Consider the following 14,273-nt stretch of genomic DNA (forward strand, 5'->3'; position numbering starts at 1 on the left):
ACACGACCTGGGGGAGACGAGCCGGCGCGGGGCGTCGCACCCGCTGAATCCACCCTCCCACCAATCATCGGCCTGTCAACCGACGGACCGGCCGCCCTGTTGGGCGGGGGCGTGCGGCGCCTACGGCGGCGGGGGCGGCGGCGCGTACCCGGCAGGGACATTTCCGGTGTTTGGGGCTCTCTCGACTGGGCACCTGGTGGATCCATCCGTACGACCCCAAAGTCACCGTCCGGAGTCGAACGTGAGCCGAGAACGCATTGTCATCGTGGGAGCGGGATTCGCCGGCTACCAGACCGCCCGGGTGCTGTCCCGGCAGGTACGCGGCCGGGCCGAGATCATCCTGCTCAACCCGACCGACTACTTCCTCTACCTCCCGCTGCTGCCGCAGGTGGCCGCCGGAATCCTGGAACCACGGAGGGTGACGGTCTCGCTGCCGGGGACGCTGCCCCGGGTACGGCTCGTCCTCGGCGAGGCCGACAGCGTCCACCTGGACTCCCGCACGGTCGCCTACACGGACCCCGAGGGCGGGCGCGGCGAGCTGACGTACGACCGGCTCGTCCTGGCCGTCGGCAGCGTCAACAAACTGCTGCCGATCCCCGGCGTCGCCGAATACGCCCACGGCTTCCGTGGCATGCCGGAGGCGCTGTACCTGCGGGACCACGTGACCCGGCAGATCGAGCTGGCCACCGTCCGGGGCAGCGCCGAGGCAGCGGCCCGTGCCACCTTCGTGGTGGTCGGCGCCGGCTACACCGGCACCGAGGTCGCCGCCCAGGGCAAGCTGCTCACCGACGCGCTGGTGCGTCAGCAGCCCGCCTGGCGGCTGAGCCGGCCGCCGCGCTGGCTGCTCCTCGACATCGCGCCGCGCGTGCTGCCCGAGCTGGACCGCCATCTCTCCGCCACCGCAGACCGGGTGCTGCGCAGCCGTGGCGTCGACGTGCGTACCCGTACCTCCGTCAAGGAGGTGACTCCGGCCGGGATCACCCTGGACGACGGCGAGTTCATCGAGACGCACACGCTCATCTGGTGTGTGGGCGTACGTCCCGACCCGCTGGTCTCCGACATCGGCCTGCCCGTCGAGAAGGGCCGGCTCGTCGTCGACCCGTACCTCAACGTCCCTGGCCACCCTGAGGTGTTCGCCTGCGGTGACGCGGCGGCGGTGCCCGATCTCACCAAGCCGGGCGAGATCACCCCGATGACGGCCCAGCACGCCGGACGGCAGGGCAAGGTCGCCGGTGCCAACGTGGCGGCCTCGATCGGCATCGGTCAGCGACGCGCCTACAAACACAACGACTTGGGCTTCGTCGTCGACCTCGGCGGGGTCAAGGCCGCCGCCAACCCGCTCGGTGTGCCGCTGGCAGGACCGCTGGCCGGCGCCGTCACCCGCGGCTACCACCTGGCGGCCATGCCGGGCAACCGCATCCGGGTGGCCGCCGATTGGGCCCTCGACGCGATGCTGCCCCGGCAGGCCGTGCAACTCGGCCTCGTCCGTTCCTGGACGGTGCCCCTGGAGTCGTCCTCCCCCGAACTCGCCAGGGTGCCCGGCGCACCCAGCAAGGAGCGATAAGCAATGAAGAGCGGACAACTGACCGAGCTCGGCCAGCAGTTGAGGGTCGACTCGGTACGTGTCGCCGATACGGCAGGATCAGGGCACCCGACCTCCTCGATGTCGGCGGCCGATCTGATGGCGGTGCTGCTCGCTAACCATCTGCACTACGATTTCGACCACCCGGACCACCCGGGCAACGACCGGCTGATCTTCTCCAAGGGGCACGCGTCCCCGTTGCTCTACTCGATGTATCTGGCGGCGGGTGCGATCGGCGAGGACGAGTTCGCCACCTACCGCACCCTGGACAGCCGGCTCGAAGGCCACCCGACGCCCCGGCTGCCGTGGGTCGACGTCGCCACCGGATCGCTCGGCCAGGGCCTGCCCGTCGGTGTCGGCATGGCGCTCGCAGGCAAGCGCCTGGGACGCGACCCGTTCCACGTATGGGTGTTGTCCGGTGACAGCGAGATGGCCGAAGGCTCCATCTGGGAGGCCGTCGAGCACGCCTCCGACCAGGGCCTGGACAAGCTGACCCTGATCATCGACGTGAACAGGCTCGGCCAGCGCGGCCCCACCCGCCACGAGCACGACCTCGACGCGTACGGGCGCAGGCTGCGCGCCTTCGGCTGGCACACCGTCGAGATCGACGGCCATGACGTCGAGGCCGTCGAGAAGGCGTACACCGAGGCACTGGCCACCACCGGCCGGCCCACCGCGATCATCGCGCGCACCCTCAAGGGCAAGGGCGTCGCGGCCGTCGAGGACCAGGAGGGCAAGCACGGCAAGCCGCTGCCCGACGCGGAGAGTGCCATCGCCGAGCTGGGCGGCCGCCGCTCGATCCGGGTGCACGCCAACAAGCCCGCCAAGCCCGACGGGCACGGCGAGCAGGCAGGGACCGAGGCGTCCGCCTCTGACACCGGTCAGCGGGGCAGCGGCGAGCTGCCCACGTTCGACATCGGCGAGGAGGTCGCCACCCGTGACGCCTACGGCAAGGCGCTCGCGGCGCTCGGCTACGCGCACGGCGACATCGTCGCCCTGGACGGCGAGGTCAGCGACTCCGACCGCGCCAAGTTCTTCGCCGACGAGCACCCCGAACGGTTCTTCGAGTGCTACATCGCCGAGCAGCAGCTGATCGCGGCGGCCGTCGGGATGCAGGCCCTCGGCCATGTCCCGTACGCGTCGACCTTCGCCGCGTTCCTCACCCGCGCTGCGGACTTCCTGCGGATGGCCGCCGTCAGCCGCGCCTCGATCAACGTCGTCGGCTCGCACGCCGGTGTCTCGATCGGCCAGGACGGCCCGTCCCAGATGGGCCTCGAAGACCTGGCGATGTTCCGCGCCATCCACGGCAGCACGGTCCTGCACCCGTGCGACGCCAACCAGACGGCGCAGCTCGCCGCGACGATGCACGCACTGGCGGGCATCCGCTATCTGCGTACGCTGCGCGGCGAGACCCCCGTCATCTACGGTCCCGACGAGCAGTTCCCCGTCGGCGGCAGCAAGGTGCTGCGCCGCTCGGACGCCGACCAGGTGACGCTCGTGGGCGCCGGTACCACCGTCCACGAGTGCCTGAAGGCCGCCGATCTCCTCGGCGAGGAGGGCATCCCCGTCCGGGTCATCGACCTGTACTCGGTCAAGCCGGTCGACGAGCGGACGCTCCAGGCGGCGGCCGAAGACACCGGTTGTCTGATCACGGTCGAGGACCATCACCCGGAGGGCGGTATCGGGGACGCCGTCGCCGAGGCGTTCTCCGACGGCCGCCCGGCGCCCAAGCGGTTCGTACGGCTCGCGGTCGGCAACATGCCCGGCTCGGCGACCCCGGAGGAGCAGCTGCGGGCCGCCGGCATCGACGCGGAGTCGATCGCGGCAGGGGTGCGGCTGCTGGTGGAGAAGATCATCCACTGACGCCGCCCCACGGCTTGCCGCGCCGCCCGTCCCGGACCACCGGGCCGGGCGGCGCGGTGCGGATACGAGTCCTCGGCGCGACGCGCGTACGGACGCGGATGCAGACAGCGGGACGTTTATCGTTTCGGCGCGCGCCAACGGGTACGCGACGAGGAAGCCACGAAGCGCGAGAGAGGACTGAACCGCATGACCACCCGTCTGACGACAGGCCACAGCCAGACCGACGCCGGTGTCACCGGCTTCGTCCCTGACCCCGACACCTGGGAGTGGCTGCGGCACGCCGCCTGCACCGACGCCGATCCCGAGCTGTTCTTCCCGGTGGGGGAGTCCGGACCCGCCGCCGCCCAGGCGAAGCGCGCCAAGGAGGTGTGCCACGGCTGCCCGGTGGAGGCGCAGTGCCTCGAGTGGGCGCTGAACACCGGCCGTACCACCGGCGTCTGGGGCGGCACCGACGAGGACGAGCGGCGCAGGATGCGGCGCAGGACCGACCGCCGCCCGGCGAGCCGGCGCCCCGTGTTGCGAGGCCCCGCAGGTCGCGGAAAGGTCTGACTGTCGAATCGAGAGGAATCGCCCCATGCCCATCGCCACGGTGAATCCCGCCAGCGGAGAGACGCTCCGTACGTTCGAACCGCTGACGGCCGAGGAGATCGAGCGCCGTATCGCGACGGCCCACAGCACCGCGCGGATCTATCGCGGCACCCCGTTCGACGAACGGGCCCGGCTGCTGAACCGCGCTGCCGAGCTGCTGGAGCAGGACGCGCCCGACATCGCCCGCACCATGACGACCGAGATGGGCAAGCCCCTCGCGCAGGCCCGCGCCGAGGCGCTGAAGTGCGCCAAGTCGATGCGCTGGTACGCGGCCAACGCCGAGAAGCTGCTCGCCGACGAACATCCGTCGGACGCCGACGTGAAGGATTCCGGCGGCTCGTACGCGCGCGTCCACTACCGTCCGCTGGGCGTCGTCCTCGCCGTGATGCCGTGGAACTTCCCGCTCTGGCAGGTCGTCCGGTTCGCGGCCCCCGCCTTGATGGCGGGCAACGTGGGACTGCTCAAGCACGCGTCGAACGTGCCGCAGACCGCCCTGTACCTGGAGGAGCTGTTCCTCAGGGCCGGCTTCCCCGACGGCTGCTTCCAGACGCTGCTGGTCGGCTCCGGCGCGATCGAGTCGATCCTGCGCGACGACCGGGTCGCCGCCGCCACGCTCACCGGCAGCGAGCCGGCCGGCCGGTCCGTCGCCGCCATCGCGGGCGACGAGGTCAAGAAGACGGTGCTGGAGCTCGGTGGCAGCGACCCGTACGTGGTCATGCCGTCGGCCGACATCGAGCGGGCGGCGAAGACGGCGGTGACGGCGCGGGTCCAGAACAACGGCCAGTCCTGTATCGCCGCCAAGCGCTTCATCGCGCACGCCGACGTCTACGACGACTTCGCCGCCCGGTTCACCGCGGGGGTGCGGGCGCTGACCGTCGGCGACCCGATGGAGGAGTCCACCGACGTCGGTCCGCTCTCCAGCGAACAGGGCCGTACGGACCTGGCGGAGCTGGTCGACGACGCGGTCGCCAAGGGCGCGACGGTGCTGTGCGGCGGCGGCCGGCCGGCCGGGCTCGACCGGGGCTGGTACTTCGAGCCGACCGTACTCGCCGACATCACCGAGGACATGCGCATCCACCACGAGGAGACCTTCGGCCCGGTCGCCACGCTCTACCGCGCCGCCGATCTCGACACGGCCGTGAAAATCGCCAACGACACCCCGTTCGGGCTTAGTTCGAACGTCTGGACACGTGACGACGCGGAAGTGGAGCGCTTCGTCAGTGACCTCCAGGCCGGCGGTGTGTTCTTCAACGGTATGACGGCATCCCACCCCGCCTTCCCCTTCGGCGGCGTCAAGCGCTCCGGCTACGGGCGTGAGCTGTCGGGACACGGCATCCGCGAGTTCTGCAACGTGACCACGGTGTGGCACGGCGCCGAACCCGACCAGAGCTGACCGGCGGCCCAACAGGCGCGGGCGAGGAGACGACCATGTACGAGGTGCACACCGACGAGCCGTGGGCGGGGCTCGACGAGAGAGAACTGACGGCGCTCGACGCCCATTGGCGCGCCGCCAACTATCTGGCCGTCGGCCAGATCTACCTGATGGCCAACCCGCTGCTGCTCGAACCACTCGCCGCCGAGCACATCAAGCCCCGGCTGCTCGGCCACTGGGGCACGTCGCCCGGCCTGAACCTCGTACACACACACCTCAACCGGATCATCAAGGCGCGTGACATCGACGCCCTGTGCGTCTGGGGGCCGGGGCACGGCGGCCCCGCCGTGCTGGCCAACTCCTGGCTGGAGGGCACGTATTCGGAGACGTACCCGGACGTCAGCAGGGACAGGGAAGGGATGGAGCGACTGTTCCACCAGTTCTCCTTCCCCGGCGGTGTGCCGAGCCATGTCGCGCCCGAGACACCCGGCTCCATCCACGAGGGCGGGGAGCTGGGTTACTCGCTCGCCCACGCCTACGGCGCCGCGCTGGACAACCCCGACCTGCTGGTCACCTGCGTGATCGGGGACGGCGAGGCGGAGACCGGGCCGCTCGCCACGTCCTGGCACTCGAACAAGTTCCTCGACCCGGTGCACGACGGAGCCGTCCTGCCCGTCCTCCATCTCAACGGGTACAAGATCGCCAATCCGGCCGTGCTCGCACGGCTGCCCGAGGCCGAACTCGACTCGCTGCTGCGGGGATACGGCCACGAGCCGCTGCATGTCACGGGCGACGAGCCGCTCGCCGTCCACCGGGCCATGGCCGAGGCGATGGACCGCGCCGTCGACCGCATCGCGCAGATCCAGCACGAAGCGCGCGAGGGCCGCACCACCGAGCGGCCCAACTGGCCGATGATCGTGCTGCGTACGCCCAAGGGCTGGACCGGGCCGCGCGAGGTCGACGGATTGCCGGTCGAGGGCACCTGGCGCGCGCACCAGGTGCCGCTCAGCGGGGTGCGCACCAACCCGGAGCATCTGGCGCAGCTGGAGGAGTGGCTGCGCTCGTACCGTCCCGACGAACTCTTCGACGCGACGGGCGCGCCGCGCCCCGAGGTACTGGAGTGCGTGCCCGACGGTGCCCGCAGACTGGGCGCGACGCCGCACGCCAACGGCGGTCTGCTGCTGCGCGAACTGCCGATCCCCGACCTCGAGCGGTACGCGGTGCGCGTCGACAAGCCCGGCACCGTACTCAACGAACCCACCAGGGTGCTGGGCGGCATGCTGGAAGCGATCATGGAAGCCACCGCGGGCCGCAGGGACTTCCGTGTCGTCGGCCCCGACGAGACCGCTTCCAACCGGCTCGAAGCGCTGTACAAGGCCACCGGCAAGGCCTGGCAGGCGCAGACGCTCGACACCGACGAGCATCTGACGCACGACGGCCGGGTCATGGAGGTGCTCTCCGAGCACCTGTGCCAAGGCTGGCTGGAGGGCTATCTGCTGACGGGGCGTCATGGCCTGTTCTCCAGTTACGAGGCGTTCGCCCACATCGTGGACTCGATGGTCAACCAGCACATCAAGTGGCTGCGCACCTCGCGTCGACTGCCCTGGCGGCGCCCCATCGCCTCGCTCAACTACCTGCTGACGTCGCACGTCTGGCGCCAGGACCACAACGGCTTCTCCCACCAGGACCCCGGTTTCGTCGACCACATCCTGAACAAGAGCCCCGAGGTCGTCCGGGTCTACCTGCCGCCGGACACCAACACCCTGCTGTCCGTGGCGGATCACGCGCTGCGCAGCCGGGACTACGTCAATGTCGTCGTCGCGGGCAAGCAGCCCAGCTTCGACTGGCTCACCCTCGACGAGGCACGCGCCCACTGCGCGCGCGGCGCCGGCGTCTGGGACTGGGCGGGCACCGAGGACGGCACCCGCGAGCCGGACGTGGTGCTGGCCTGCGCCGGGGACGTACCCACCCAGGAGGCGATGGCGGCGGCGAGCCTGCTGCGCATCCATCTGCCGGAGCTGGCCGTCCGGTTGGTCAACGTGGTCGACATGGCGCGGCTGCTGCCGCACGACGAGCACCCGCACGGGATGACGGACTCCGAGTACGACTCGATCTTCACCACCGACCGTCCGGTGATCTTCGCGTACCACGGCTACCCGTGGCTGATCCACCGGCTGGCCTACCGCCGCACCGGCCACAGCAATCTGCACGTGCGCGGCTACAAGGAGGAGGGGACGACCACCACCCCGTTCGACATGGTGGTACGCAACGACCTGGACCGCTACCGGCTGGTGATGGACGTGATCGACCGCGTACCGGGCCTGGGCGTACGGGCGGTGGCGGTCCGTCAGGCGATGGCGGACGTCAGGACCCGGCACCACGCGTGGATCCGCGAGCACGGTACGGATCTGCCGGAGGTCGCCGACTGGAAGTGGACAGGCTGAGAAGAGCGGACCGGCGATGAGTGATGCCCTGCGCGTACGGTCGGGACGGCGGACCGTCGAGGTCAACCGTCCCGACAAGGTGCTGTTCCCCGAACTCGGCCTCACCAAGGCCGACCTGGTGGAGTACTACCGGAGTGTCGCCCGCTGGATGGTGCCCCAGCTCAAGGGCAGACCGCTGATGCTGGAGTGCCACCCGGACGGGGTGGGCGGCCCGCGCTTCATGCGGAAGAACGCCCCGGACAGCTACCCGGACTGGATCCGCAGGGCCGAAGTCACCAAGAAGGGCGGCACGGTGGCCCATCCGGTCTGCGACAACGAGGCGACACTGCTCTATCTCGCGGGACAGGCGTGTCTCACCTTCCACCGCTGGCAGTCACGTGCCGACCGCCCCGACGCCCCCGACCGGCTGGTCTTCGATCTCGACCCGGCCGGCGACGACTTCGAGGCGGTGCGCAAGGCGGCGTTCCAACTGGGCGATCTGCTGGGTGAGTTGAAACTGCCGAGCATGCTGATGACCACCGGCTCCAAGGGCCTGCACGTCGTCGTTCCGCTGGACCGCCGCGCCGGCTTCGACGACGTGCGGGACTTCGCCGCCGAGGTCGCGGCGACCCTCGCGGCCCGTGACCCGGACCGGCTGACCACGGAGGTGCGCACCGAGGCGCGGGAAGGCCGGCTCTACCTCGACATCCAGCGCAACGGCTACGCGCAGACGGCGGTCGCCCCCTTCTCCGTACGCGCGAGGCAGGAGGCGCCCGTCGCCACGCCGATCAGCTGGGACCAGCTCAAGGACCCCGCCGTCACCGCCCGCCGCTGGACGGTGACGAACGTCCTGGAGCAGGCGCGTACCGACCCGTGGGCGGACGTGCCCGCCCGCGGCCGGGCGCTGGGCCCGGCGCGCGAGAGGCTGGCGCGACTGCGCTAGGGAGTGTCCGCGACGTATCGTCGTCCGCCCTTCGAGCCGGACGAGACTTCGCGGACACGACCGAGGACCGCGTCACGCGGTGGCGGTGAACGTACCCGCCAGCGCGTCGCCCAGCCGGAGCTGGGTCGCCGCCTCGGTGTCCCGGCCCTGGCGCTCCAGGGTGCGGCCCAGCATCAGCCGGGCGTAGTGCTCCACCGGATCGCGCTCCAGCACGGCCCGCAGCTCGGTCTCGGCCTTCACCAGGCGCGCCGAGTGGTAGTACGCCCGAGCCAGCAGCAGCCGGGTCGCGACCTGGTCCGGAGCCTCCTCGACGAGCCCGCCGAGGATGCGCGCGGCGGTGCCGTACTCCTTGGCGTCGAAGAACAGCTGCGCACGGTCCCAGCGCTCGGCGGCCGTTCCGTACTCGTAGTACGTGGTCTCCACGTGTCCTCCTCACGATCTGTCCTGCCCGCCATAACACCGGCCTTTGGTTGAACATTCCACTACCAGTCGTCGCCGAAGACTGTCGGCCCGCGCCCGCCGGGCTTAGGTTGGGCCCCATGAGCAATCTCGATCGTCGGGCCGACGTCGCCGTCTCCGGAGGACGCGGATTTGTGGTCGCCGAGCCGGTACGCGAACTGCTGAGCCCGCGCCGGGTGCAGCTGGGGGAGTCCACCGAGGTCCGCAGGCTGCTGCCGAACCTGGGCCGCCGCATGGTGGGAGCGTTCGCCTTCGTCGACCACTACGGCCCCGACGACATCGCGGACGAGCCCGGCATGCAGGTGCCGCCCCACCCGCACATGGGCCTGCAGACCGTGAGCTGGCTGCACGACGGCGAGGTCCTGCACCGCGACAGCCTCGGCAGCCTGCAGACCGTCCGGCCGCGCGAGCTGGGCCTGATGACGTCCGGCCGGGCGATCTCCCACTCCGAGGAGAGCCCCCGCCCGCACGCCCGCCTGCTGCACGGCGCCCAGCTCTGGGTGGCGCTCCCCGACGAACACCGAGACACGGAACCGCACTTCGAGCACCACAGCGCCCTGCCCACGGTCACCGCCCCCGGCCTGACGGCGACGGTCATCCTCGGCGACCTGGACGGCGCCACATCCCCGGGCACCACCTACACCCCCCTCACCGCCGCCGACCTGACCCTCACGGCGGGCGCCGGACTGCGACTGCCTCTCAACCCGGACTTCGAGTACGCGGTCCTCGCCATGTCCGGCGAAGCGGCGGTCGACGGCGTCCCCGTACTCCCGGGCTCCATGCTCTACCTGGGCTGCGGCCGCTCGGAACTTCCCCTGCGCGCGGCGACGGACGCGGGCCTGATGCTCCTGGGCGGCGAGCCGTTCGAGGAGGAGATCGTCATGTGGTGGAACTACGTGGCGAGGTCGAACGACGAGATCAACCAGGCCCGCGAAGACTGGATGTCCGGCACCCGCTTCGGCGAGGTCCACGGCTACGCCGGCCCCCGCCTCCCCGCCCCGGATCTCCCCCCGACCCCACTGAAGCCGCGGGGACGGGTGCGCTGACCTCGTCGTTCGCCCGTAGGGTGGGGATTCGCCAAGGCTCACGGTCAGGGGAGTATGACGTACCCTTTGCTGCGGTTGCTAGAGGTTTACCGCGATTAAGGGCATACGGCGAAGACCGCACGGTACGGCAGCCGCGTTCGTGAACGTACCTGTTTCGCCGCCCTAGCCTTCCGGAGCCGGCACGATTGCCACCGGGCACTGCGCGTGGTGCAGCAATGCCCTGGTGAGCGGCTCCAGTTGGATGCGCAGCCGGTTGCGCCGCCGGTGGGCGGCGATTACCACCAGTTCCGCGTCCGCGGTGGCCGCGATGAGGTCGCGGCAGGGCGTGGACCGTACCGGCCGCGTCCCGAATTCACGGCGCGGGTACGCCAGGCGCGACGGTGTGACGAACTCACCTGGGAGTGCCGCCGAGGCTGCGGTCCGGCGCGGGATCCTTTCTTGTGCGGGCACGGTGGGGTGCGGGTCCAGGGTTTCCAGTAGCGCCTGCCGGTATGTCCAGACGTGCGGTACGTCGACCTGGGCGTGGCGCAGTTCGGCCTCTTCGAAGGCGAACAGCGCGGCGTCAGCGTCGTCGTCATTCTCCAGCGCGAGCAACACCCCTTCCCTGCGGATGCGCGGAGACGTATGTCGGGCGTCCGTTCCCTTCACCACGAGCAGCGGTACGTCTGCACGGGCCGCCACCCGATGGCTCACCGAGGGCACCATCAGCCCGGCGAAGCCGCCGATCCCGCGGCTGCCGACCACTGTGAGGACTACGTCGCGGCCCCGTTCGACCAGCACATCGGCCGGGTCGCCGACAACGGCTGTTGCGTTGACGGTGAGGCCGGGGTGGCGCTTGGCGACCCGCGAGGCGGCGGCCCGAAGGATCGGGCCGCCCTCGTCCAAGTCGGCTACGCAGTAGACCACTTCGAGGTCTGCCGTACGCCGCTGCGACTCGATGGCGGCGGCGTCCAGTGCCCCGAAGGACGGGGCTGATCCGTCCACCCCTACGACGACACGTTGTGCGCTCATGCCCGCTCCTTCGGTAATGGGTCCCCGACTCGATCCTGGGGCCCGGCTCCGTGAACGGGCAGGGCCGGCCGAGTCTGGTTTACGGCCCGGTCCGCCCTCGCGGCAGGGCCGTTCGGCTCTCGGCATCGGCCGCCGCACACGGCAGCCTGAAGAAGCGCGGCCTGGTCGGCCTGGCAGGCGCGGTACCGACAGGCGGGAACCTCATCGCGCGACGCCGTGAAAGGCGCCACGCCGACATACGGAGAGTGAGCCTCGTGGAAGACCACATGGACCCGTACGCAGAACAAAAAACGCACCAGCGCATTGTGATCATCGGTAGCGGCGCCGCGGGTATTCTGGCGGCCAACCGGCTGAGCGCACTCTGCTACGGCGGTGAGTTCCGCATCGTCGTGATCGATCGGATCGACCCGCGCGACCCGGAGCTCGAACTCCTCGTGGCGCTGGGCCTTTACGGGCCGCACGCTATGCAACCGCCCGAGCATCTACGGCTTCGGCAGGGCATCGGCTTCCGTCACGTGGAGGTCGCCTCCGTGGACACCGATCGCGCGGAACTCTGCCTCACGGACGGCACCACCCTCGGCTACGACGCCTTGGTCGTGGCGACCGGCCTGCATCCGCTCCCGTCCGGCCTCGCCGACGGGCACCGCTTTCTCTCTGTCGACCCGCAGACGTTCCGGTCGACGACCATGCGCGAGGTCTTCGCCCTCGGCCCCGCCGTCGGCCCTGCTGCGTCGGCCCGTCCGCGAGCCTTTGTTCAGGCCGAGACCGTGGCCCGGAACATTCGCCGACTGCTGACCGAGGAGGCTGTATCGACGGGCGCGGCTTCCGAGGCCTGAGAGATCCCCTGGCGGACCGGGTGTGGCTGGTGGCCGTGTATGTCGGCACGAACCTCACGATGCGCCAGCTCGCGCCGTAATTTCGGCTGCTCGCCGACGACCGTGTGCGGGGTGAACCAGCAGCTGCGGCCACTGCTTGCGGTCGAGCCGGCCGCCCGCCCGGCCGACCCGGTCGACCGGTTGTGGACCGTGGACGGCACCCTGATCCCGGTACGGGACCGGAAGGTCGGTGCCTCGTCGCGCAGCTACCGGTTCCCGGCGAAGGTGCAGGTCATCATCGACGCCGACACCAAACTCGTCGTCTCCGCGGCCCGCCGCGCCCAGCGCCGGGCAACAGCGCGGATGCGATGGCCATAGGACCTGACCGGCCACAATCTCGTCCCGACGTGCACGGACACAACCGTCTGCAACACACTTCAGGCGGGTCCGGCGTGGTCTGCTGCCACTGGAACACACCAGACCAGGCGCGTACCGCCCTGGGTGCCGGTTCGCATGTCCATGGTGCCGCCGTGGCGCTCGGCCCGTACCGCGAGATTGTCGAGGCCGCTTCGCCTGCTGCCGGCGGGCACGCCGACTCCGTTGTCGACAACGGTGATGGTCAGGGTCCCGGATCTGACGACGAACGAAACACCGGCAGTCGTGGCCCTCGCGTGGCGTGAGACGTTGGAAAGAGTTTCGGCCAGGACGGCGATGGCGTCGTCCGCGACTGCCGAGGGCACGTCGGTGTCGATGAGCCCTTCCATGCTGAGCGCCGGGGTGAAGCCGAGCGTACGGGCGGCCTGCGCCACCGCCGCCGACACCCGTACCCGCAGGCTTTGGGAGGCTCGGCCGGATTCGTGGACCCGCAGTCCGAAGATGGTCGATCGTATGATCTTGATGGTCTCGTCCAGATCGTCCACAGCCCGCACCAGCCGCTCGCTCGCCTCGGGGTGCTGGACGAACCGCGCGGCGCTCTGGAGCGTCATCCCCGTCGCGAAAAGCCTCTGGATGGCAAGATCGTGAAGGTCGCGGGCGATCCGGTCGCGGTCCTCCAGCAGCGCCAACTGTTCTGCTCCGCGGCGTCGTTCGGCAAGTTCGAGTGCCAGCGCAGCGTGGCCGGCGAAGCTGAGCAGCGGCGACGCCTCGCCTTCGGTGAATTCGGCTGAGCCCTCCTTGCGTGCGAGCATCAGCACGCCGCGTGCCTTTTCGCCGGCCACCATGGGCACGGCCACCACCGGCCCGAGCCCTTGCCAGCGCGGGGGGCCCACGGTGACCCTGGGATCTGTGGTGATATGTGTCGTGGTGATCGGTCGGCCGACGGACATCGCGGTCCCCATGAAGGAGCCCTCGCCCGGTAGTACCAGCCCCCGATGGTTCTCGGCGTCGACGCCCATCGCGATCATCACTTGCAGGTCTGTACCGCCCGGTACAGGCAGCGCGACGACGCCCAGGTCCGCGTGGAGGATGCGGCGGCCGTGGTCGACGATCAGTTCCAGTACCGGTGTTTCGTCGGCACCTGACAGCAGCTCGCTGACGACCTCGGCGTTCGCCTCCATCCACCGCCGGCTTTCACGGGCCTTTTTGTACAGTCGGGCGTTCTCGATGGCGATTCCGGCCGCGACAGCCAGAGTGGTCAGCAGACTCTCGTCCTCGGCGTCGAATTCGCGGCCGCCCCGCTTTTCGGTCAGGTAGATGTTGCCGAAAGCCATGTCCCGTACCCGGATCGGGACGCCGAGGAACGTACGCATCGGCGGATGGTTCTCCGGGAGTCCGTATGACGCCGGGTGCGCGGAAAGCTCTGGCAGGCGCAGGGTTTCCGGGTGGCGGATCAGCTCTCCCAGGATTCCGTGTCCCGAGGGAAGCGGCCCGATCCTCAGCGCCTGTTCGTCGGAGACTCCGACCGTCAGGAACTCGGACAGTTGGGCGTCGTCGCCGATCACACCCAGCGCACCGTACTCCGCATCGACCAGGACGACGGCGGTCTCCACAATCCGTCTGAGCACGTGGGGCAGGTCCAGTTCCCGCCCGACCGACAGCACTGCCTCCAGCAAGCTGTGCACCCGGTCGCGCGTCCCGCGCACCGTGTCGACCCGAAGCTGAGGCTCTTCGAGGAGTTCGCCCGGCCGTGATCCGGGCAGTTGTCCGCCGGTCTCCGTGCTGTTCTCGCTCAA

General features: G+C 70.2%; 11 protein-coding genes and 1 pseudogene. 9 read left to right on the forward strand and 3 right to left on the reverse strand.

The features are described from left to right. Positions 1 to 241 precede the first annotated feature (241 nt). The 6 genes from OHS57_RS33405 (at position 242) to ligD (ending at position 8,771) form a co-directional block, all read left to right on the forward strand. The gene (locus tag OHS57_RS33405) at positions 242 to 1,564 is read left to right on the forward strand and encodes an NAD(P)/FAD-dependent oxidoreductase (protein WP_041993871.1); all 1,323 of its coding nucleotides are present in this window, start codon (positions 242 to 244) and stop codon (positions 1,562 to 1,564) included. Between the two features lie 3 nt (positions 1,565 to 1,567). After that, positions 1,568 to 3,445, forward strand: coding sequence for a transketolase (locus tag OHS57_RS33410; RefSeq protein WP_328584322.1), 1,878 nt, complete (start codon positions 1,568 to 1,570; stop codon positions 3,443 to 3,445). 270 nt (positions 3,446 to 3,715) lie between these two features. Next, positions 3,716 to 3,994, forward strand: coding sequence for a WhiB family transcriptional regulator (locus tag OHS57_RS33415; protein WP_041997361.1), 279 nt, complete (start codon positions 3,716 to 3,718; stop codon positions 3,992 to 3,994). 25 nt (positions 3,995 to 4,019) lie between these two features. Next, complete coding sequence (locus OHS57_RS33420) at positions 4,020 to 5,426, forward strand: NADP-dependent succinic semialdehyde dehydrogenase (RefSeq protein WP_328584323.1); 1,407 nt, start codon at positions 4,020 to 4,022, stop codon at positions 5,424 to 5,426. Positions 5,427 to 5,461: 35 nt separating this feature from the next. Then, the gene (locus tag OHS57_RS33425; RefSeq protein WP_328584324.1) at positions 5,462 to 7,849 is read left to right on the forward strand and encodes a phosphoketolase family protein; all 2,388 of its coding nucleotides are present in this window, start codon (positions 5,462 to 5,464) and stop codon (positions 7,847 to 7,849) included. Between the two features lie 16 nt (positions 7,850 to 7,865). Then, on the forward strand, positions 7,866 to 8,771 hold the full coding sequence (ligD, locus tag OHS57_RS33430) for a non-homologous end-joining DNA ligase (RefSeq protein WP_328584325.1): 906 nt from the start codon (positions 7,866 to 7,868) through the stop codon (positions 8,769 to 8,771). A gap of 72 nt (positions 8,772 to 8,843) precedes the next feature. Here the strand turns inward: ligD and OHS57_RS33435 are convergent, their stop codons facing one another. Further along, complete coding sequence (locus tag OHS57_RS33435; protein WP_328584326.1) at positions 8,844 to 9,194, reverse strand: tetratricopeptide repeat protein; 351 nt, start codon at positions 9,192 to 9,194, stop codon at positions 8,844 to 8,846. A gap of 116 nt (positions 9,195 to 9,310) precedes the next feature. Here OHS57_RS33435 and OHS57_RS33440 point away from each other — a divergent pair, with 116 nt between their 5' ends. Next, the gene (locus OHS57_RS33440; protein WP_041993884.1) at positions 9,311 to 10,276 is read left to right on the forward strand and encodes a pirin family protein; all 966 of its coding nucleotides are present in this window, start codon (positions 9,311 to 9,313) and stop codon (positions 10,274 to 10,276) included. Between the two features lie 162 nt (positions 10,277 to 10,438). On the opposite strand, the gene OHS57_RS33445 is transcribed toward OHS57_RS33440, so the two are convergent. Further along, positions 10,439 to 11,287: a universal stress protein gene (locus OHS57_RS33445; RefSeq protein ID WP_328584327.1), complete on the reverse strand. Its 849-nt coding sequence runs from the start codon at positions 11,285 to 11,287 to the stop codon at positions 10,439 to 10,441. A gap of 266 nt (positions 11,288 to 11,553) precedes the next feature. Here OHS57_RS33445 and OHS57_RS33450 point away from each other — a divergent pair, with 266 nt between their 5' ends. Then, entirely contained in the window at positions 11,554 to 12,123 is a 570-nt protein-coding gene (locus tag OHS57_RS33450) for an FAD-dependent oxidoreductase (RefSeq protein WP_443043114.1), read from the forward strand. Then, positions 12,081 to 12,476: pseudogene (locus tag OHS57_RS33455) on the forward strand (transposase family protein); the annotation flags it as partial. The gene OHS57_RS33450 and the pseudogene OHS57_RS33455, both read left to right, overlap by 43 nt. A 63-nt stretch (positions 12,477 to 12,539) precedes the next feature. Here OHS57_RS33455 and OHS57_RS33460 read toward each other — a convergent pair. Then, positions 12,540 to 14,273 carry a GAF domain-containing sensor histidine kinase gene (locus OHS57_RS33460; RefSeq protein WP_328584329.1) on the reverse strand — a complete coding sequence of 578 codons (1,734 nt, stop codon included), beginning with the start codon at positions 14,271 to 14,273 and terminating at the stop codon, positions 12,540 to 12,542.

It is taken from the genome of Streptomyces sp. NBC_00370, from assembly GCF_036084755.1.
In the GTDB taxonomy this organism is placed as follows: domain Bacteria; phylum Actinomycetota; class Actinomycetes; order Streptomycetales; family Streptomycetaceae; genus Streptomyces.

What these genes read in the sequence shown, in the direction of transcription:
- OHS57_RS33410 (WP_328584322.1), top strand. Translation starts at nt 1,568, where the DNA reads ATGAAGAGCGGACAACTGACCGAGCTCGGCCAGCAGTTGAGGGTCGAC.
- OHS57_RS33420 (WP_328584323.1), top strand. Translation starts at nt 4,020, where the DNA reads ATGCCCATCGCCACGGTGAATCCCGCCAGCGGAGAGACGCTCCGTACG.
- OHS57_RS33425 (WP_328584324.1), top strand. Translation starts at nt 5,462, where the DNA reads ATGTACGAGGTGCACACCGACGAGCCGTGGGCGGGGCTCGACGAGAGA.
- ligD (WP_328584325.1), top strand. Translation starts at nt 7,866, where the DNA reads ATGAGTGATGCCCTGCGCGTACGGTCGGGACGGCGGACCGTCGAGGTC.
- OHS57_RS33440 (WP_041993884.1), top strand. Translation starts at nt 9,311, where the DNA reads ATGAGCAATCTCGATCGTCGGGCCGACGTCGCCGTCTCCGGAGGACGC.
- OHS57_RS33445 (WP_328584327.1), bottom strand. Translation starts at nt 11,287, where the DNA reads ATGAGCGCACAACGTGTCGTCGTAGGGGTGGACGGATCAGCCCCGTCC.
- OHS57_RS33450 (WP_443043114.1), top strand. Translation starts at nt 11,554, where the DNA reads ATGGACCCGTACGCAGAACAAAAAACGCACCAGCGCATTGTGATCATC.